We start from the raw sequence: 19395 nt of genomic DNA, 5'->3' as shown, positions 1-19395 counted from the left end.
TAGCGAATGGCAGAGGCGATGAGCACGAGGATGATCAGGATGGGCATGGTGGTGGCCACCAGCGATACCGAAAAGGAAAAGCACCAAAATTTCCTGGCCGGTGACGGCGGCGCGTCCAGCTCCGATTGCACCGAGTTTTTCTACCGCAATGGCATTTCCACCCCCAGCGTGCTGTTCGACGATCTGCAGGATACTTACTATTTCGCCAAGAACCGCGCCGGCCAGTTCGTCTGGGGCAACCGGCTGCTGCAAGAGCAGCATTCCCTGTCCAGCGTCAAAGACATCATCGGCAAGTCCGACCATGACTTCTTCCGCCGCGACATCGCCGACCGCATCCGCGCCGACGATCTGCAGGTGATGGAAAGCGGCGTCGCCGTCAAGAACAAGCTGGAAGTCATCGACGGCAATAGTGGTGCCTTGACCTGGCTGTTCACCACCAAGGCGCCGGTGCGCGACCGCCATGGCGAGATTGTCGGCGTCGAGGGTTTCAGCCGCGACGCCCAGCGCTCGCAGGAGGCCATCGCGCCGTTCCACGTGTTCAAGAGCTGCATCGAATACCTGCAAGCGCACCTGACGGAAGATATCGGCATCGAACATCTGGCCAGCCTGTCGTGCATGTCGCTGTCCACCTTCGAGCGCAAGTTCAAGCAGCACTTTTCGCTGACGCCCAAGCAATACATCCTGCGCATGAAGATCCACGAGGCGTGCCGCTTGCTGCCGGGCGCGCAAAGCATCGCCCGCGTGGCGGTGGAGACCGGCTTTGGCGGGCAGAGTTATTTCACCAAGATTTTCCGTAGTGTGGTCGGTATCACGCCCAAACAATATCAGCTGTCCTTGCTGGCCTCCGGGCGGGCGGGAACGGTCCGAAGGAGTAGTTGAACCAAAGAAGCATTGGAGGAGACATGTTGCACGCTGAACGAGAGATAGACGGACGCAGATCCGCTCTCATCAAGTTAGCCGGCCTGTGCGGCCTGGCATTGTCCGGCGACGCCCTGGCGGCGCTGGCGGTTTCCGGCAAGGCACCCGCCGCGCCGGAGTTGTTGTCGGCCGACGCGCTGGCGCTGACGGCCGTGATGGCCGAGCACATCATTCCCGCGACCGATACGCCCGGCGCGCTGGCGGTCGGCGCGCACCGCACCATCGACCATATGTTGAAGGTGTGCGCCACCGCGTCCGAGCAGCAGGGCTTTATCGCCGGCCTCGAGCGGGTGGACGCCGTCGCGCTGGCGGCCGACGGCAAACGCTTCCGCGCATTGCCGGCCAAGCGCCGCATTGCGCTGCTGCACGCCCTCGATGGCGGCAGCGCGCCGTTCAGCGCCGACGACCAGCGGTTTTTTCGAAAGATGAAGTCCTACACGCTGTTCGCCTACTACACCTCGGAGGCCGGCTCGACGCTCGAACTGGCCTACCTGCCGGTGCCGGGAGGCTTCAAGGGCAACTTCCCCGTTCGTAAAAACACCAGGACCTGGGCGATCTGACATGAGCCAAACTTCATCATTTTATATCAAGCAAAGCGCCGAGCAATTCGACGCCATCGTGGTCGGCTCCGGCATCACCGGCGGCTGGGCGGCCAAGGAAATGTGCGAGCGCGGCCTGCGCACCCTCATGGTCGAGCGCGGCCGTCCCGTCGAGCACCGCAGCGACTACATCGGCGAAGGCGTCGACGAGTGGAACCTGCCCAACCGCGGCCTGGTCGACGAAAAGCTCGCGGCCGACCAGTTCGCCGAGCAGCGCAAGTGCTACGCCTTCGACGACCATACCAAGCATTTCTTCAACAACGACCGCGACATGCCTTACAGCACGCCGGAGGGCAAGCCTTTCAGCTGGATACGCGGCAACCAGCTGGGCGGCAAATCGTTGATGTGGGCGCGCCAGTCCTACCGCTGGAGCGACCTCGACTTCGAAGCCAACGCCAAGGACGGCCACGGCGTCGACTGGCCGATCCGTTATGCGGACCTGGAATCCTGGTACGGCCACGTCGAGCGCCACGTCGGCATCAGCGGCGCGAAGGAAAACCTGGCGGTGCTGCCGGACAGCGAATTCCTGCCGCCGTTCGAGTTCAACACCGTCGAAGCGGCGATGAAGAAGAAGTTCGACGCCAGCTTCGCGCCGGCGCGCATGATCATGGGCCGCTGCGCCCATTTGACCAAGCCCAACGAAAAGCATCTGGAGATGGGACGCGGCAGCTGCATGGCGCGCAGCATGTGCCATCGGGGCTGCTCCTTCGGCGCGTATTTCTCGACGCAAAGTTCGACCTTGCCGGCCGCCGCCGCGACTGGACGCCTGAGCGTGGCCACCAACGCCATCGTCCACAGCGTGTTGTACGACGCCAAGACCAACCGCGCCACCGGCGTGCGCGTGATCGACGCCGAAACCATGGAAACCCGCGAGTTCTACGCCAAGGTGGTGTTCCTGTGCGCGTCGACCCTGGGCAGCACGCAGGTTTTGCTGAACTCGACCTCCGAGGCCTTCCCGACCGGGCTGGGCAACTCGTCCGGCGTGCTGGGTCACTACCTGATGGACCACCTGTTCGGCGCCGGCGCCTCCGGCCGTGTCGAAGGCTACGAGAACGATTATTACTCCGGCCGCCGTCCGACCGCGCCTTACATTCCGCGCTTCCGCAACGTGACGGATCAGCACCCCGGCTTCCTGCGCGGCTATGCTCTGGCGGGCGCCGCCGGACGCGAGGGCTGGGCGCAGCAGGGCAACAAGCCGGGCTTCGGCAAGGAGTACAAGGCCATGATACGCAAGCCCGGACCATGGCACTTCGGTCTGCACGGCCAGGGCGAGATGCTGCCGCGCTACGAAAACATGGTCAGCCTGCATCCGACCAAAAAGGACAAATGGGGCATGCCGCAGTTGCACATCGACTGCACGTATTCGGCCAACGACGACAAGATGCGCGAGGACATGGCCGACACCGCCGCCAACATCCTCGAATCGCTGGGCGTGAAGGATATCCAGAAATCGATCAGGACCACGGAGCAGTGGGCGCCGGGCTTGTCGATCCACGAAATGGGCACGGCACGCATGGGGCGCGATCCGAAGACCTCGATGCTCAACGGCTACAACCAGGCGCACGACGTGCCGAACCTGTTTGTGACCGATGGCGCCAGCATGTGCTCCAGCGCCTGGCAGAACCCGTCGCTGACCTTCATGGCGCTCACCGTGCGCGCCTGTGCTTACGCGGCTGAACAACTCAAACTTGGCAAACTCTAAGGAATAATAATGAAAACATATCAACGCAAGGCCCTCTCCCTGTCGCTTACCCTGTCCCTGACGCTGTGCTTCACCCTGGGCGCCGCGTCGTCCCAGGCCGCCACCAGCCCGCTGCTGGGCGTGCAACTGTGGTCGGTCAAGGACGAGGTCAAGCAGGACTTCGAGGGCACCCTCGACAAACTGGCCAAGCTGGGCTTCCAGGGCGTGGAATTCGCCGGCGAGTTTGGCAAGTACAAGGCCGATCCTGCAGGGTTGAAAGCGTTTTTGCGGAAGAAGGGGCTGCAATGCGCCGGCGCCCACATGCGTGTCGACCAACTCAACGCCGCCAATTTCAAACCCACCACCGACTTCTACAAAACGCTCGGCTGCAACCGCCTGATCATTTCGATGGACGAGCGCGCCGCCAGCAAAGAGGGTTCGACCGAACTGGCCAAGGAACTGAGCGCGTTGTCGGCCAAGCTGGACGCGCAGGGGATGAAGCTGGGCTATCACAACCACGAAGCGGAAATGTTGGGCGACAAGGGACAGACCAACTGGGACCTGCTGGCCAAAAACACGCCCAAAAACTTCATCCTGCAGCAGGACGTGGGCTGGACCACCTACGCCGGTAAAGACCCGATCGATTTCGTCAAAGAGTATCCGGGCCGCACCGTGACGACGCATTACAAGGCGAAGTTCGTCAAGGGCACCGAAGGCACCAGCATCATCGGCCAGGACAAGACCGACTGGACCGGCCTGACCAAGGCGGTGCGCAGCGTCGGCGGCACCGAGTGGATCATCGTCGAGCAGGAGGAGTATCCGAACGGCATGGGCCAGCTGGAATCGGTGGCGGCGTCGATGCGCGGCCTGCAAGCCATTTTGTCCAAGATGCCGGCGCCATAAGGTCCAGGGAACTCCATGAGCTTGTCAGTACATTTTCAACACATCGTCAAGGAGTTCGGCCCGGTGCGCGTGCTGCACGGGGTCGACTTCGCGCTCGAGCCGGGCCGCGTCTACGGCCTGCTGGGCGAGAACGGCGCCGGCAAGTCGACCTTGATGAAAATCCTGGCCGGCTACGAACGGCCCACCGCCGGCCAGTTGCTGATCGACGGCACGGCGCGCGACTTCGCCGACGCGCGCCAGGCGGAGGCGCTGGGCATCGCGCTGATCCACCAGGAATTCAACCTGGCCGAGCATTTGACGATCACGCAGAACATCTTCCTCGGCCATGAGAAAACCAGCGGCTGGCTGCTGGACACCAAGGCGATGCGCGCCGCCGCCGCCGCCTGCCTGGAGCAGGTGGGGCTCAACGTCAGTCCCGATACCAAGGTGGCCGACCTGATCGTCGCGGAAAAGCAATTGGTGGAGATCGCCAAGGCGCTCAGCCGCAAGGCCCGCCTGCTGATCATGGACGAGCCGACCGCCAGCTTGTCGTCCGGCGAGACGCGCAAGCTGTTCGAGCTGATGGCGCGGCTCAAGTCCGAGGGCGTGACCATCGTCTACATCTCGCACAAGCTCGACGAGATGGAAGCCAACACCGACGAGGTGGTGGTGATGCGCGACGGCCGCTTCGTCACCCGCGCCGTGACCGCCGACATCGACCGCCATCAGATGGCGAATTTGATGGTGGGGCGCGACGTGTCGGACATGTTCGTCGCCAAGCAGTTGCCGTCGCCGGACGCCAAGGCGCTGCTCAAGGTCGGGGGGCTGACCGTGCCCGGCTGGGTGAGCGACCTGAGCTTCGAGGTGCGCGCCGGCGAAATCCTCGGTTTCGGCGGCCTGGTCGGCGCCGGCCGCACGGAGGCTTTCGAAGCCTTGCTGGGCCTGCGCCCGCGCTCGTCGGCGCGGATCGAAATCGACGGCAAGCCCGTCGATATCCGCAACCCGCGCCAGGCCATGCTGCACGGCTTGACCTACCTGAGCGAGGACCGCAAGGGCAAGGGCTTGCACGTCGACCTCGGCCTGCGTGAAAACCTCACCATGATGACGCTGGAGCGGGACTCCAAACCGTGGCTGGACCTGAAAGGCGGCCGCGCCGCGCTGGACAAGGCGATCACCGATTTCGGCATCCGCCTGCGCGACATCGATTGCAAGGCCGGCTCCCTGTCCGGCGGCAACCAGCAAAAGCTGGCGCTGGCCAAATACCTGCACAGCGATCCGCGCGTGGTGGTGCTCGACGAGCCGACCCGTGGCGTCGATGTCGGCGCCAAGCGCGACATTTATCAACTGATCCACCGCCTGGCGGCCGAGGGCAGGGCCGTCATCGTCATCTCGTCCGAGCTGATCGAGCTGATCGGACTTTGCCACCGCGTGGCCATCCTGCACGGCGGCAAGCTGCAAGCGATGCTGGACCACGACCATCTCACCGAAGAAGAATTGATCTCCCATGCAACCGACACCCACCACTAAGATTCCTTTCGCCCTGCCGGGACTGTCGCGCTTCCGTGGCTACGGCCCGGTTTTGGCGCTGATCCTGCTGTGCATCGCCGGCGGCCTGCTGAACCCTGATTTCGCCACCGTCGAAAACATGATGAACGTGCTCACCCGCACCGCTTTCATCGGCATCATCGCGGTCGGCATGACCTTCGTCATCGTCTCCGGCGGCATCGACCTGTCCGTCGGCTCGATGGCGGCGCTGATCGCCGGCGCCATGATCATGGTGATGAACGCGGCCGCGGCTTCGGCGCAACCGCTCGACCCGGTGACGACCGTGATGCTGGGCTGCGCGCTGGCGTTGCTGATGGGCGGCGTGCTGGGCGGCGCCCACGGCTTGCTGGTCACGCGCGGACGCATCGAGCCGTTCATCGCCACGTTGGGCACGCTTGGCATCTTCCGCGCCACCTTGACCTACCTGTCCGACGGCGGCGCGCTGACCCTGGACAGCACCGTCTCCGATGTGTATAGCCCGGTCTACTATCAGAGCGTGCTGGGCGTGCCGATTCCGGTGCTGGTGTTCCTGCTGGTGGCCGTCGGCGGCGCGGTGATCTTGAACCGTACCGCCTTCGGCCAGCACGTGCAGGCCATCGGCTCCAACGAGCAGGTCGCCAGCTACGCCGCCATCCGCGTCGACAAGATCAAGGTGCTGACCTATTTGCTGCTGGGCGTGTGCGTGGCGATCGCCACCATCCTGTACGTGCCGCGCCTGGGCTCGGCCACGCCGACCACCGGCATCCTGTGGGAGCTCGAGGCGATCGCCGCCGTGGTCGTCGGCGGCACCTCGCTCAAGGGCGGATCGGGACGCATCATGGGCACCGTCATCGGCGCCATCCTGCTGTCGGTCATCGGCAATATCGTCAACCTGACCAGCATCATCAGCGTCCACCTGAACGCCGCCGTCCAGGGCGTGGTCATCATCACCGTCGCCTACATGCAGCGCGGCCGTCGTTAATTTTTTTGAATAGGGAACACAATGATCACAATGAAACGCATCGTTGGCGCATGCCTGCTGGCAGTGACAGCTGGCTCGGCCATCTCCGCTGAAAAAGTCACGCTCGGCGTCGCTATCCCGACCGCGACCCACGGCTTCACCGGCGGCATCGTCTGGTGGGCCAACCAGGCCAAGAAGGAACTGGAGGCGGCCAACCCGACGCTCAAGGTCATCATCAAGACGGCCGCCAGCACGCCGGACCAGGCCAACCAGCTGCAGGACATGCTGGTGGTGAACAAGATCAACGCGCTGGTGATCTTCCCGCTGGAGTCGGCCTCGCTGACGCAGCCGGTGACGCAGCTGAAAAACAAGGGCGTGTATGTCACCGTGGTCGATCGCGGCCTGACCAATCCGGCGGCGCAGAACGCTTATGTGGCGGGCGATAACACCGCCTTCGGCAAACTGCCGGCCGAATACCTGGCCAAGAAACTGGGCGGCAAGGGCAATATCGTCATCCTGCGCGGCATGCCCAGCACCCTGGACAACGAGCGCGTGGACGCGTTCAACGCCGCCCTGAAAGCCAATCCCGGCATCAAGGTGCTCGACACCAAATACGGCAACTGGAACCGCGACGACGCCTTCAAGGTCATGCAGGATTACCTGACCCGCTTCAAGCAGATCGACGCCGTCTGGGCGGCCGACGACGACATGGCCATCGGCGTGGTCAAAGCCATCGAGCAAGCCAAGCGCACCGACATCAAGGAGGTGTTCGGCGGCGCCGGCGCCAAGACCGCCGTGAAGAAAATCATCGATGGCGACAAGCTGATCCAGGCCAACGTCTCGTATTCGCCGAAGTTCATCTACGACGCCATCAAAATGACCGCCACCGCGCGCCTCAAAGGCGAAGCCTTGCCGGCCAAGACCGTCATTCCATCGGTACTGATCACGCGTGAGAACGCCAAGCAGTTCTATTTCGCCGATTCGCCGTACTAAGTAGGAGTTCAGCATGAAAACCATCAAGGGGCCGGCCATCTTCCTGGCGCAGTTCATGGGCGATGACGTCCCGTTCGACAGCCTCGAGAACCTGGCCGGCTGGGCGTCCGGCTTAGGCTACAAAGCCATCCAGCTGCCGTGCGATCCGCGCCTGTTCGACCTGGAGCAGGCCGCCGACAGCCAGGATTATTGCGATGGCGTCGTCGCGCTGCTGGCCTCGCACGGCTTGCAGATCTCCGAGCTGTCGACCCATTTGCAGGGCCAGCTGGTCGCCGTTCACCCGGCTTACGACGCGCTGTTCGACGGCTTCGCGCCGGCGCATGTGCGCGGCGATCCGGTGGCGCGCCAGGCCTGGGCGGTCGACCAGTTGCTGCGCGCCGCGCGCGCGTCGAAGCGGCTGGGCCTGGCGGCCCACGTCAGCTTTTCCGGCGCCCTGGCCTGGCCCTACCTGTATCCGTGGCCGCAGCGCCCGGCTGGACTGGTCGAGGAGGCGTTCGCCGAGTTGGGCCGCCGCTGGCTGCCGATCCTGAACGCCTTCGAGGATGCCGGTGTCGACGTCTGCTACGAGCTGCATCCCGGAGAAGATTTGCACGACGGCGTGACCTTCGAGCGCTTCCTCGACGCGGTGGGCGGCCACAAGCGCGCCAACATCCTGTACGACCCTAGCCACTTCGTGCTGCAACAGCTGGACTACCTGGCCTTCATCGACATCTACCACGAGCGCATCAAGGCCTTCCACGTCAAGGACGCCGAGTTCCGGCCCAACGGGCGCCAGGGGGTGTACGGCAGCTATCTGGGTTGGCAGGAGCGGGCAGGGCGCTTCCGCTCGCTGGGAGACGGCCAGATCGACTTCAAGGCGATCTTCTCGAAGATGGCGCAATACGATTATCCGGGCTGGGCGGTGCTGGAATGGGAATGCGCGCTCAAGCATCCCGAGGACGGCGCGCGCGAAGGCGCGGACTTTATCCGCAGCCACATCATCCGTGTGGCTAGCCGGGCGTTTGACGATTTCGCCGGCAGCGGCGCGGACCTGCAACAGGTGCGCGCGCTGATGGGACTGGAGAATTGATATGAGTGTGCAACGACGACTTCGACTCGGCATGGTGGGCGGCGGCGACGGCGCCTTCATCGGCGCGGTGCACCGCATCGCCGGCCGTCTGGACGACTGCTACGAACTGGTGGCGGCCAACCTGTCCAGCAATCCGGAAAAAGCTGCGGCCAGTGCCGCCGGCCTGCGGCTCGGTTCGGCGCGCAGCTACGCGGACTACCACGAGATGGCGCGCGCCGAAGCGGCGCGGCCGGATGGCATCGACGCGGTCGCCATCGTCACGCCGAACTATCTGCATGCGCCGATGGCCACCGCCTTCCTGGAGGCGGGCATCCACGTCATTTGCGACAAGCCGCTGGCGATTTCGCTGGCCGAAGGCGAGGCGCTGGCCGCGTTGGCGCGCGAACGCAACAAAATCTTCGCGCTGACCCACGTCTACGCCGGATATCCGATGGTGCGGCACGCGCGCGCCATGGTCGCGGCCGGCGAGATCGGCGAGATCCGGCTGGTGCACGTGGAATACCCTCAGGACTGGCTGGCCGATGCGGCCAACCAGAGCGAGGATTACCAGCGCAACAACTGGCACAACGATCCGCTGCGCGCCGGTCCGAACGGCTGCCTGGGCGATATCGGCAGCCATGCCTATCACCTGGCCGGTTATGTCAGCGGCATGCTGCCGAACGAGATCCTCGCCGAGCTGCACGCATTCACGCCCGGACGCAAGCTGGACGACCACGTGCAGGTTATGCTGCGCTACGCCAATGGCGCGCGCGGCATGCTGTGGAGCAGCCAGATGGCGACCGGCTGCGAGAACGGTCTGCGTCTGCGCGTGTACGGCACCAAGGCCAGCCTCAGCTTCGAGCAGGAGAACCCGAACGAACTGTGGCTCACGCCGCAGGGCGGTTGCGCCCAGCGCCTGACGCGTGGACGGGTGCGCAGCGCGGCGGCCGATGCGGCGACGCGCGTGCCGTCCGGTCATCCGGAAGGCTATCTGGAAGCGTTCGCGCAGCTGTATCGCGACGCTGCGGCGCAAATCCATGCAATCGATGCCGGGCAGCCCATTCCCGAGCTAACTCAGGGCATGCCAGATGTCGGCGACGGCGTGGCCGGCCTCCAGTTCATGGACGCGGCGATGGAAAGCAGCCGGCAGGGTTCGCGCTGGATCAGAATCTCAGATTAGTGGCGGTGACACAGCCGGCTCTGGACGGCGATTACCATGCGTCTGTCATATGTCTCTTTTCGTGATTGGCTTGGTTCCCACTGCGCCTGAATACCTTGCGATGTAATGAAAACGTATATACTTAGTTCATACATTTAGTGGGGAGTCGATTTATGGCAAAGGAAGCTGTCTTTACGATGAAGCTTGAGCCGGAACTACGCGCCGACTTCATGGCCGAGGCGGAGGCCGCCCACCGGCCTGCCTCGCAAATTCTGCGCGAGCTGATGCGGGACTTTGTCCAACGTCAGCGGGAGGCGAGGGAATATGACGAGTTCTTGCAGCGCAAGGTTGATGCGGGGCGCCAATCGATGCGCGCAGGTGTGGGACATTCCAACGACGAGGTTGAGGCGATGTTCGCCGCTCGGCGCGCACGCGGCAAGAGCCAGGTGTGAATGTCGTTTGGACTCCCGAAGCGCTGCAGGATCGCGCTGATATTTGGGATTACATTGCGGCAGACAATCTACGCGCCGCCATCCATATGGATGAACTTTTCAGTGTTGCTGCTGGCAGGTTTGCCGATCACCCGGAGCTGGGACGGCCGGGAAAGATCCAAGGAACGCGGCAGCTGGTGCCGCACGAAAGCTACTGCCTCGTTTATGAAATCAATGGCGAAACTGTGTGGGTGCTGGCTTTGGTCCACACTGCGCGTCAATGGCCATTGATCCGTGATTGATTCCCCCCTGGGACAGCGCAACGCCGGTTCGCTAGAACTTCACCGACACCGGTTTGCCCGCATAGGTGATCGACTTAGTGGCGTCGGCCGGTTTGATCGCGGTGGCGTTCTTCGGGCTCACCAACACAATATTCAGTTTGCGCGTCTTGACCAGGCCGTTATAGTTGCCTTTGCGGGCGCCGACGGTGAGCGATTTGGCAGCATCGTTCCAGGTCAGGTCATAGGTCGCGTAACGTCCTTTTTCGTAATCGTAGGTTTCGTTGTCGTCCTCGTAGACGGTGAATTTGCCGTCGGCGCCGGGATAGACGCGGATCTCGTACGGCGCGTCCGGACGCTCGGTCGCGTATTGCACCACCGGTCCCATCGGCACGATCGACCCGGCGCGCACGTACAGCGGGAACACATCGAGCGGCACGTCCTTGCCAACCGTCTTGCCGCCGGCAAAACGTTCATGCGTCCAGAAGTCGTACCAGTCGGCGCCGGCGGGCAGGTAGGTTTGCATCATGGTGTCCGGCTTGCCGCTATCCTTGGCCGCGCTGGCGACTTGCGACGGGGTGCGCCACACCAGCCGCAGGTTGCGCTCGTTGCCGCCCTGGAAGTACTCCAGGGTGACCGGCAGGCTTTGACCCTGTTTCAACGTGACCTTGGTTCCTGCGTAGCGCTTGCCGCCATTCTTCCAGTCCTCGGCGGCGAGCTTGCCGTCCAAGAACAGGCGGAAGCCGTCGTCGCCCTCCAGGCCCAGTTCGTACTCGCCGTCTTCCGGCGCCACGATGGACCCGTTCCAGCGGGCCGAGAAGTTGTCCAGACTGGTGAGCCCGCCCGGGATATCCGCCAGTGGTGGCCCCGGCCATTGGAAGTCGATGGTGGCGTCGACGGTCTTGCCCTTGAGCGTTTCGAAGGCGGTCCCTTCGAAGTACTGTCCGGCCAGTCCCGGCTTGCCGTCGGCGGTGCGCAGCGCGCTGGCCGGAATCGTGGCTGGCGGTGGCGGCTGGAAACGGTACATCTGGCGCGTGACCGGATGGACCAGGAACGACGGCCCGAACTGGAAGGCGTCGTTGATGCTGCGTACTCCCTTGTCATCCGGGAAGTCCATCGGCAGCGGTCGCATCATCGTGTAGCCGTCATGGGTCACTTTCCAGCTCAGACTGTAGATGTAGGGCAGCAGCCGGTAGCGCAGGTGGACGGCGTCGCGCAGCGACTTGTACATCTCCGGATCGGATTGCTTGAACAGATAGGGCTCGCGCTCGATGTCGGTGCCGTGGATGCGCATCAGCGGATTGAAGGCGGCGTATTGCAGCCAGCGCGCGTACAGCTCGCGGTACGAGGCGTTCTTTTCGCCGCCCGGGAATCCGCTGACGAAGAAGCCGCCGGTGTCCTGGGTCCAGTACGGGTTGCCGGTGACGGTGACGTTGACGCCGCCGTTGATCTGTTCCTGCAAGGTTTTCCAGCTGGCGCGCGTGTCGCCGGACCAGGAGGTGGCGGCGGTCCGTTGCGCGCCGGCCCAGGCCGAGCGCGTCAAGGTCATGGCGCGCTGGTTGCTGGTGGCGCGCTGGCCTTCGTACGTGCCCAAGGTGGTCATCAGCGAATAGGGATTGAGGTAGCGGGTGAAATCGCCCATGGCGTTGTTGCCGAGACCCTTGATGTCGCGCTCGGTTTCACCGGCGTCGTGGACCGCCGTGCCGACCTCCACCTCGGTGCCGTCCATCCACAGCGCGTCGACGCCGACGTCGAGCAAGCCCTTCTTGACGTGCTTGAAGTAGATCTTGCGGCCCTCGGGACTGAAGGCGTCGTAGATGCGCGCCTTCTTGGAAATCCAGTGCAGCGGTTCGAAGCGCAGGCCGTTCTGGTCGAGTTCCTTGGCCAGCGCGGTGTCGTTGCCGATCGACGGCCAGATCGACACCATCAGCTTGAGGTTCATGTCGTGGATCGCCTTGGTCATGCCCTTCGGATCGGGGAAGCGCTCTGGATTCCAGATCATGCCGCTCCAGGTGCCGTCCTTGTCGCTGCCCCAGTACTGCCAGTCCTGCACGATGTAGTCGAGCGGGAACTGCTCCTTGCGGAAGGTTTGCGCCACCTCCAGCAGGCGCGCCTGCGTCTGGTAGCGCTCCTTGCTCATGAACAGACCGAAGGCCTGCTTCGCGTACATCGGCGCCGCGCCGGTGAGGTCGCGGTAGCCGGCCACGACCTCGTCCAGCGTGCCGCCGCCCATGAAGTAATAGTCGACGCCGCCCGGCGCGCTCTCCGCCCACAGCGTGGCGCCTTCGGGCGTGTCCTTGAAGCGCATCTTCGAGTAGGTGTCCCACAGGATGCCGTAGCGCTCCGACGACATCATGACCGGGATGACGATGCCGACGTTGGTCTGCACCAGCAGCAACTCCTTGTTGCGGCGATTGAGTTCACCCTGGCCCACGAAGCCGAAGCCGTAAATGCCTTCATCGGGCTTGAGCGTGAAGGTGTTTTGGGCCTCATAAGTCGGTGCGCCGGAGATGTCGATTTTTTTCAGGGTCTGCGGCGCGGCCTGGTTTTCCCGCGTGTAGACCTTGCCCCTTGCGTCCTTGAAGGTGAGGGCGCCGCTCGATTTGTCGATGACGATGTGCAGCAGTTTGCTTTCCAGGGTCAGGGTGTCTGCGTTGTCGCGCGTCTTGAAGGCGACGGCGGCCGGCTTGCCGGTGACGACGATGCTCGGATGGCGCCAGAAATTCCCGGCCAGCGTAGTGTTGACGCGCACCGTCGCCGGGCCATAGAAGATCACATTTTTGGTCATGCCGCCGACGCGGATCTGCACACCGTGTTCGATCTGCGAATACGAGAACGCCGGTGAGGAAGGTGCGCCAGCCGCGACCGGCATCATGTGGCCGTTGGCGTCGAGGCCGACGGGTGGTTTCGCGTCCGCGTTGGCGTAGGCGTTTGCGGCGAGAACGGCGAGTAGCGTCAATGCCGCTGGCGCGGTAGGTCGGTTCATGTGGATTTGTCTCCCCTGCTCGGTGGATGGTCTGGCTCTTGTACGCGGCCAGGATAAGACTCGAAACTAGCAGAGGAGCTCGACAGGCGCCAATTCCAAATTTCACGCTGTCGATAGCAAAATCGGTATCAGTCCGGGTTGGACGGTTACCAGTCGCGGCGCACGCGCAGCATGGCGAAGGGTTGGGTACGGGTAAGGTTGTGTTCGACGAAGTCGACGCCGCCCGCCAGCCGGTCGCCGGTGTAGTGCGTGCGGTCGTAGGCGATGGTGCGGCTGGTGAGGTTGTTCAATTCCAGGGTCACCATCATGTTCGGCGCCGGCCGGTAGTTGACGAAGGCGCGCGCCCAGCCGCTGCCGCTGCTGGAGGCGCGGTCGGCGATCTGCCAGCTGTCGTTGCTCCAGCCGTTGTCGACCGAGAAGCCCCAGGCGGTGCGCTGCCGTGGCAAGTCCTGCGAGAATTCGATCCGCCACGCCAGCGGCTGCTCGCCGGACAGGCGGCGCGTCTCCTGCGTGGTGGGGTCGGTGACCGACGACGAGCGCCACGTGGTCGACAGCTTGAGCAGGCCCTGCGGCAGGGCCCAGTCGTCGGTGGGCAGGTTCAGCACGCCGATGACGCTGTCGGCGCTGGCGTCGCCGATATTGCCGGCGGCGTCGTAATTGGCGTTCGCCGCGCGCATCGGCATGCGGTCGATGACATCGCTGATATGCGATTGCGTGTAGCTCAGCACGGCAGCGCCCCGGTCCCAGAAGCGGTATTCCAGCGCGCCTTCGCACAGCCAGGTCTTGGCCGGCACCAGCTCCGGGTAATCGGAGCGCAGCGACTCGTCGGCGATGCCGAAGTACGCCGCCGCGTCGCCGAAATTGAGCTGGCTGACCTCGCGCTCAAGGCGCAGGCGCAATTGCAGCGATGGCGTCGGCGACATCGACAGCCGCAGTCGCGGCTTGGGGTAGAAGTGGGCCTTGCCCTCGGGCTGGTCGGCGCCCACGCTCAAGCTGGCGTGCGAAATTTTCAGGCCGGCTTCGGCGTTGATCGAATTGTCGAGCTGCCAGACCGACGACAGCTGGCCCTCGATGCGCTCCTCCTGCACCCAGGCGCTGCCGGTCGGCACGGCGGCCGCGCCGGCGCTGGCCTGGTAGGTGTTGGCGCTGTCGTTGGTGTTGACGGCCCGCTCGACGCCGCCGCGCAGCACCACGCCGTTCGGCGCCTGCCAACTCATTTGCGCGGCGAGGATCTGTTCGGTGGCGTTGGCGGTCGTGACCGCATAAGAGGTGTTGCCGCTGGAGGAGAATGTCGACTCGGCGTCCACCTCGGAGGTGCGGAACAGCGCCTTGAGGTCCAGGCTGGTCCCGGGCGCCAGGTCGCGCGTGTAGGTCAGGCCCTGTTCAATCGTGCGTCCGGCGTTGTCGTTGCTGTTCAGGGCGCCGGTCTCGGTGTCGAAGCGTGCCTGCGACTGGTAGGTCCAGGGATTGACGGCGCCGTTCCAGGTCAGCTGGCCGTCGAGCAGGTCTTGCCCGTAGTTCCACTTCGCCACCTTGTTGCCGGAAGTGCCGGCGCCGGCCATCGTCACCTCGGTGGCCGGCACCTGGCCGGCGTACACGGTGGTCTTGCGTGCCTGGCCCTGCGAGGTGTCCGGCGAGCGCGTCCAGCCGAAGGTGAGGTTGATGCTTTTGTCGGCGCGTTTCAGGCTGTAGTTGCCTTCCAGCGAAGGCGTCAGGTCGCCGTCCGCCGTCAGGTAGCTCGACGCGGTGGTGCTGGCCGACACCAGGTCCATCTGCTTGATCACCAGGTTGGCGATGGTCGGGTAGCCCTGCATGTCGATGCCGCCCGCGCCGCCGTTGATGACGTCGATGCGTTCGACCGCCGCCGCCGGGATTCGTCCCAGCACGTCGCCGAGCGGTTCGGTCTTGGACGCCGGGCGTTTGCCGTTGATCAGGACGTTGCCGGCCACCCCGCGCGACGCATTGCCGCCATCGAAGACGAAGCCGGGCAGGCGGGTGGCCATGTCCATCGCCGTCGTGGCCTGGAATTGCTTGAAATAGTCGGGAGGGTAGGACTGCGGCGGCGCTCCATCGGCGGCGGCTGCCGGCCCGGCGGCGGCAATGGCGCAGGCCAGCAGGACGGCGTAGCGGATGGAGGGCGGGGTTGTCATCCCGATATTTTACCGGTATCCGGCCTGCCTACCTAGATGAAATCGTGTTCAAGCCATGTCCTTTTTGCATGGCAAATCATCGTGCGCTGCCGCCGCCGAGGCGTGGGATCCTGCGGGCCGACGCGCCGACCTCTCGCGGGCGAGGCAAATTTGCCACAATTTGCGATTGTTTATCAAATTTAGTAAACGTCACTAAACAAACTATTGGCGAAAACGCCACGCCGCAGGTAAGGTCCGATGAGGTTGAAAACGGTTTCATGCCGTAAATACGACCTCTAAAACCAACAGGAGACAAACATGAACATGACGATACGGCCAACCCTGGCCGCGATATTGATATTGTGTGGCGCCGTCCAGGCCGCCAATGCGCAGGTCAATCCGGCGTTATACGCCGACCCCAATTCGAGCGCCGCGGTCTGGGCCCGCAACAACCCGTCCGACGGCCGCGCCACCGATATCCGCAACCGCATCGCCAACCAGCCCGGCGCCCGCTGGTTCGGCAACTGGAGCGGCGAGATCGGCGCCGCCGTCGGCAACTACGTCGGCACGGCCGCGTCCAACAACCGCACGCCGGTCCTGGTGGCCTATAACATCCCGGCGCGCGACTGCGGCCAGTACAGCTCCGGCGGCGCCGGCTCGGTGCAGGGCTACCGCGACTGGATACGTGCGTTCGCCGCCGCCGTCGGCAACCGTCCGGCCATCGTGGTGCTGGAGCCGGACGCGCTGCCGCAACTCGACTGCCTGGACGCGGCCGGCAAGACCGCGCGGCTGGACCTGTTCAAGTACGCGGTGTCGCAGTTCACCGCGCTGGCGCCGCGCGCCTATCTGTACCTCGACATCGGCAACAGCGCCTGGCTGGCGCCGGCCGAAGCGGCCACGCGGCTGGTCAACGCCGGCGTGGCCAACGCCCGCGGCTTCTCGCTCAACGTGTCGAACTACCGCACCGACGCCGAAAGCAATCCGTACGGCGTGGCCGTCGCCGACGCGCTGCGCCAGCGCGGCGTGAACAAAACCTTCGTCGTCGACACCAGCCGCAACGGCAACGGCCCGAACGGGACGCAGTGGTGCGACCCGGCCGGGCGCAAGCTTGGCGTGACGCCGCGCGTCAACGCCGCCGGCAGCCAGCCGGAGATGGCGCTGTGGATCAAGTCGCCGGGCGAGTCGGACGGGTGTGCCGGGCCGGCCGGAACCTTCGTGCCCGAGCTGGCCTATAAGATGATCTACGGCTTCTAGGGAGGGCGGTGCGGGCGGCGCGCGACGATCTGAATGGAATCGTTTCCGATCCTGGCAAAAACCGCTTAGCCCGCACCCGGTTTGCGTGTATATTTGCGTAACTTTTTCGCACACTACGCTAACTAAACGACAAATAGCACGGAGACACGCATGACACGGAACTTGATCGCACGCTCGGTCGCAACGGCGCTGCTTGCATTGATCGCCAACGGGGCCTGGGCGGCCCAGGGCGCTCCCATCACCGAACGGGTCGAATCGCTGCTGCGCCAGATGACCCTGGAAGAGAAGGTCGGCCAGCTGAACCAGATATCGGACAAGGAATTCATCACCGGCCCGGAATCCGAACTGCGCCGCAATCTCGAGAGCGACCTGCGCGCCGGGAAGGTCGGCTCCATGCTCAACGTCAAGGGCGCGGCTGACACGCGCGCCGTGCAGGCCATCGCCATGCAGTCGCGGCTGAAGATACCGCTGCTGTTCGGGCTGGACGTCATCCACGGCTACGAGACCGTCTTCCCGGTGCCGCTGGGCGAAGCGGCGTCGTGGGACGTGGAGGCCATCGAGCAGGCCGCGCGCATCGCCGCGCGCGAGGCGTCGGCCTCGGGCATCCACTGGACCTTCGCGCCGATGGTCGACATCGGCCGCGATCCGCGCTGGGGCAGGGTGATGGAGGGCGCCGGCGAAGACGCCTTCCTCGGCAGCCGCATCGCCGAGGCGCGCGTGCGCGGCTTCCAGGGCGCCAAGCTGGGCGGCACGAGCTCGGTGATGGCCACCGCCAAGCACTTCGCCGCTTATGGCGCCGCCATCGCCGGGCGCGATTACAACGCCGTCGACATGAGCGACCAGCTGTTGTACGAGACCTACCTGCCGCCGTTCAAGGCGGCGCTCGACGCCGGCGCGGCGACGTTCATGAATTCTTTCAATACGCTCAACGGCGTGCCGGCCACCGGCAGCGCCTTCCTGCAGCGCGACATCCTCAAGGGCGCCTGGGGCTTCAAGGGCTTTGTCGTCAGCGACTGGAATTCGATCGGCGAGATGGTCCCGCACGGTTATGCCGGCGACCTGTCCGACGCGGCGGCCAAGGCCATCACTGCCGGCAGCGACATGGACATGGAGAGCAACGCCTATTCCGGCTCGTTGGCGCAACTGGTCGGCGCCGGCAAGGTCGACGTCAAGCTGGTGGACGACGCCGTGCGGCGGGTGCTGACCAAGAAATTCGAACTGGGCCTGTTCGACGACCCTTACCGCTACTCCGACGTGCAGCGCGAAAAGCAGGCCATCAACGACCCCGCGCACCGTGCCGCCGCGCGCGCCACCGCCGCCAAGTCCATGGTGCTGCTTAAAAACGATGACACCACCTTGCCGATCAAGCGTGGCGTCAAATCGATCGCCGTCATCGGTCCGCTGGCCGACGCCCGCCGCGACCTGGAGGGCGGCTGGATCGTCAAGTCGAACGCGGCGCGCGTGGTCAATTTGGTCGACGCCATCCGCGCGCAAGCCGGAGCGGGCACGCGCGTGAGCTTCGCCGCCGGCTGCGATATCGCCTGCGCCACCGATGGCGGTTTCGCGGCCGCCGTGGCGGCGGCGCGCGACGCCGACGTCGTGGTGCTGGCCGTCGGCGAGTCGTGGGAGATGAGCGGCGAAGCCAAGTCGCGCGCCGACATCGGCCTGCCCGGACGCCAGGGCCAATTGTTCGACGCGCTCAAGGCGGCCGGCAAGACGCCGGTGGTGGTGGTCCTGGCCGGCCGTCCGCTGATCTTCGAGAACGTGGCCGAACAGGCCAAGGCCATCCTGTACGCGTGGCTGCCGGGCAGCGAGGGCGGCAACGCCATCGCCGACGTACTGTTTGGCGCCGTCAACCCGTCCGCCAAGGTGCCGATGACCTTCCCGCGCCATCAGGGGCAGATCCCGATCACCTACCAGCAATACCGGACCGGCCGTCCGGTGACCGATCCGCGCGACGTGCTGTACAAGTCCGGCTACATCGACATGCCGAACACGCCGCGCTACGCCTTCGGCCATGGCCTGAGCTACACCACGTTCGCCTATCGCGATATGAAGGTGAGCCAGAACGCGCTGAAGGCCGACGGCAAGGTTACGCTGTCGTTCACGCTGGCGAACACCGGCAAGGTGGCCGGCGCCGAAATCGTGCAGCTGTACCTGCGCGACCCGGTCGCCTCCACCGTGCGTCCGCTGCAAGAGCTCAAGGGATTCCAGAAAGTCGCACTGGCGCCCGGCCAGCAGCAACAAGTCAGCTTCACGCTGAACCGCGACAGCCTTGCGTTCTTCAACCGCAAGCTGCAATGGGTGGCCGAACCCGGCCAGTTCGAGCTGATGGTGGGTTCGGCCTCGAACGACATCCGGCTGCGCACCAACATCGAGTTGACCGAATGAGGGATGCGCGGGCGTTGCGGCGCCCGCCCAATCCCGAATTTGTGCTTACCTTATACGCGGGACGATGATATCGAACTGAAAATCGCTTGGTTCTAAAACGATAGCGCGGCGGATAAGCTGTTCCCCGGTTGAGTAAATCGCTCAGCTTTGCCGGAGATCGT

The 19395-nt window shown here is 64.5% G+C and carries 15 protein-coding genes; 13 read left to right on the top strand and 2 right to left on the bottom strand.

Features of this window, described 5'->3' with window-relative positions; translation table 11 throughout:
• Positions 1-18 precede the first annotated feature (18 nt).
• The 11 genes from AC0IYS_RS17430 to AC0IYS_RS17380 all read left to right on the top strand — a co-directional run bounded on the left by AC0IYS_RS17430 (position 19) and on the right by AC0IYS_RS17380 (position 10498).
• On the top strand, positions 19-879 hold the full coding sequence (locus AC0IYS_RS17430) for an AraC family transcriptional regulator (RefSeq protein WP_471706358.1): 861 nt from the start codon (positions 19-21) through the stop codon (positions 877-879).
• A gap of 23 nt (positions 880-902) precedes the next feature.
• Complete coding sequence (locus AC0IYS_RS17425; protein ID WP_471706357.1) at positions 903-1478, top strand: gluconate 2-dehydrogenase subunit 3 family protein; 576 nt, start codon at positions 903-905, stop codon at positions 1476-1478.
• 1 nt (position 1479) lies between these two features.
• Positions 1480-3219, top strand: a complete 1740-nt coding sequence (locus AC0IYS_RS17420) for a GMC oxidoreductase (protein ID WP_471706356.1) — start codon at positions 1480-1482, stop codon at positions 3217-3219.
• 9 nt (positions 3220-3228) lie between these two features.
• Positions 3229-4101 carry a sugar phosphate isomerase/epimerase family protein gene (locus AC0IYS_RS17415; RefSeq protein WP_471706355.1) on the top strand — a complete coding sequence of 291 codons (873 nt, stop codon included), beginning with the start codon at positions 3229-3231 and terminating at the stop codon, positions 4099-4101.
• A 15-nt stretch (positions 4102-4116) separates the two neighbouring features.
• The gene (locus tag AC0IYS_RS17410; protein ID WP_471706354.1) at positions 4117-5607 is read left to right on the top strand and encodes a sugar ABC transporter ATP-binding protein; all 1491 of its coding nucleotides are present in this window, start codon (positions 4117-4119) and stop codon (positions 5605-5607) included.
• Complete coding sequence (locus tag AC0IYS_RS17405) at positions 5585-6586, top strand: ABC transporter permease (protein WP_471706352.1); 1002 nt, start codon at positions 5585-5587, stop codon at positions 6584-6586. The genes AC0IYS_RS17410 and AC0IYS_RS17405 overlap by 23 nt, the downstream gene beginning before the upstream one ends.
• A 21-nt stretch (positions 6587-6607) precedes the next feature.
• Positions 6608-7558, top strand: a complete 951-nt coding sequence (locus AC0IYS_RS17400; protein WP_471706351.1) for a substrate-binding domain-containing protein — start codon at positions 6608-6610, stop codon at positions 7556-7558.
• 13 nt (positions 7559-7571) lie between these two features.
• Complete coding sequence (locus AC0IYS_RS17395; RefSeq protein WP_471706350.1) at positions 7572-8627, top strand: sugar phosphate isomerase/epimerase family protein; 1056 nt, start codon at positions 7572-7574, stop codon at positions 8625-8627.
• A gap of 1 nt (position 8628) precedes the next feature.
• Entirely contained in the window at positions 8629-9786 is a 1158-nt protein-coding gene (locus AC0IYS_RS17390) for a Gfo/Idh/MocA family protein (protein WP_471706349.1), read from the top strand.
• A 152-nt stretch (positions 9787-9938) separates the two neighbouring features.
• Positions 9939-10217 (top strand): antitoxin of toxin-antitoxin stability system, encoded by a 279-nt coding sequence (locus AC0IYS_RS17385; protein WP_471706348.1) that lies wholly within the window; start codon positions 9939-9941, stop codon positions 10215-10217.
• On the top strand, positions 10214-10498 hold the full coding sequence (locus AC0IYS_RS17380) for a type II toxin-antitoxin system RelE/ParE family toxin (protein WP_471706347.1): 285 nt from the start codon (positions 10214-10216) through the stop codon (positions 10496-10498). Before AC0IYS_RS17385 ends, AC0IYS_RS17380 begins: the two co-directional genes overlap by 4 nt.
• Before the next feature lie 31 nt (positions 10499-10529).
• Here the strand turns inward: AC0IYS_RS17380 and AC0IYS_RS17375 are convergent, their stop codons facing one another.
• Entirely contained in the window at positions 10530-13460 is a 2931-nt protein-coding gene (locus tag AC0IYS_RS17375) for a glycoside hydrolase family 31 protein (protein ID WP_471706346.1), read from the bottom strand.
• A 146-nt stretch (positions 13461-13606) separates the two neighbouring features.
• Positions 13607-15610, bottom strand: coding sequence for a TonB-dependent receptor (locus AC0IYS_RS17370; protein ID WP_471706345.1), 2004 nt, complete (start codon positions 15608-15610; stop codon positions 13607-13609).
• Between the two features lie 297 nt (positions 15611-15907).
• On the opposite strand from AC0IYS_RS17370, the gene AC0IYS_RS17365 reads away from it, so the two are divergent.
• Complete coding sequence (locus AC0IYS_RS17365; protein WP_471706344.1) at positions 15908-16843, top strand: glycoside hydrolase family 6 protein; 936 nt, start codon at positions 15908-15910, stop codon at positions 16841-16843.
• Between the two features lie 150 nt (positions 16844-16993).
• Positions 16994-19234, top strand: a complete 2241-nt coding sequence (locus AC0IYS_RS17360; protein ID WP_471706343.1) for a glycoside hydrolase family 3 N-terminal domain-containing protein — start codon at positions 16994-16996, stop codon at positions 19232-19234.
• The last annotated feature ends 161 nt before the right edge of the window (positions 19235-19395 follow it).

This window comes from Duganella sp. AC237 (assembly GCF_979254035.1).
Note: the sequence above shows the minus strand (reverse complement) of the source record. Positions and strands in the feature narration are given on the sequence as shown.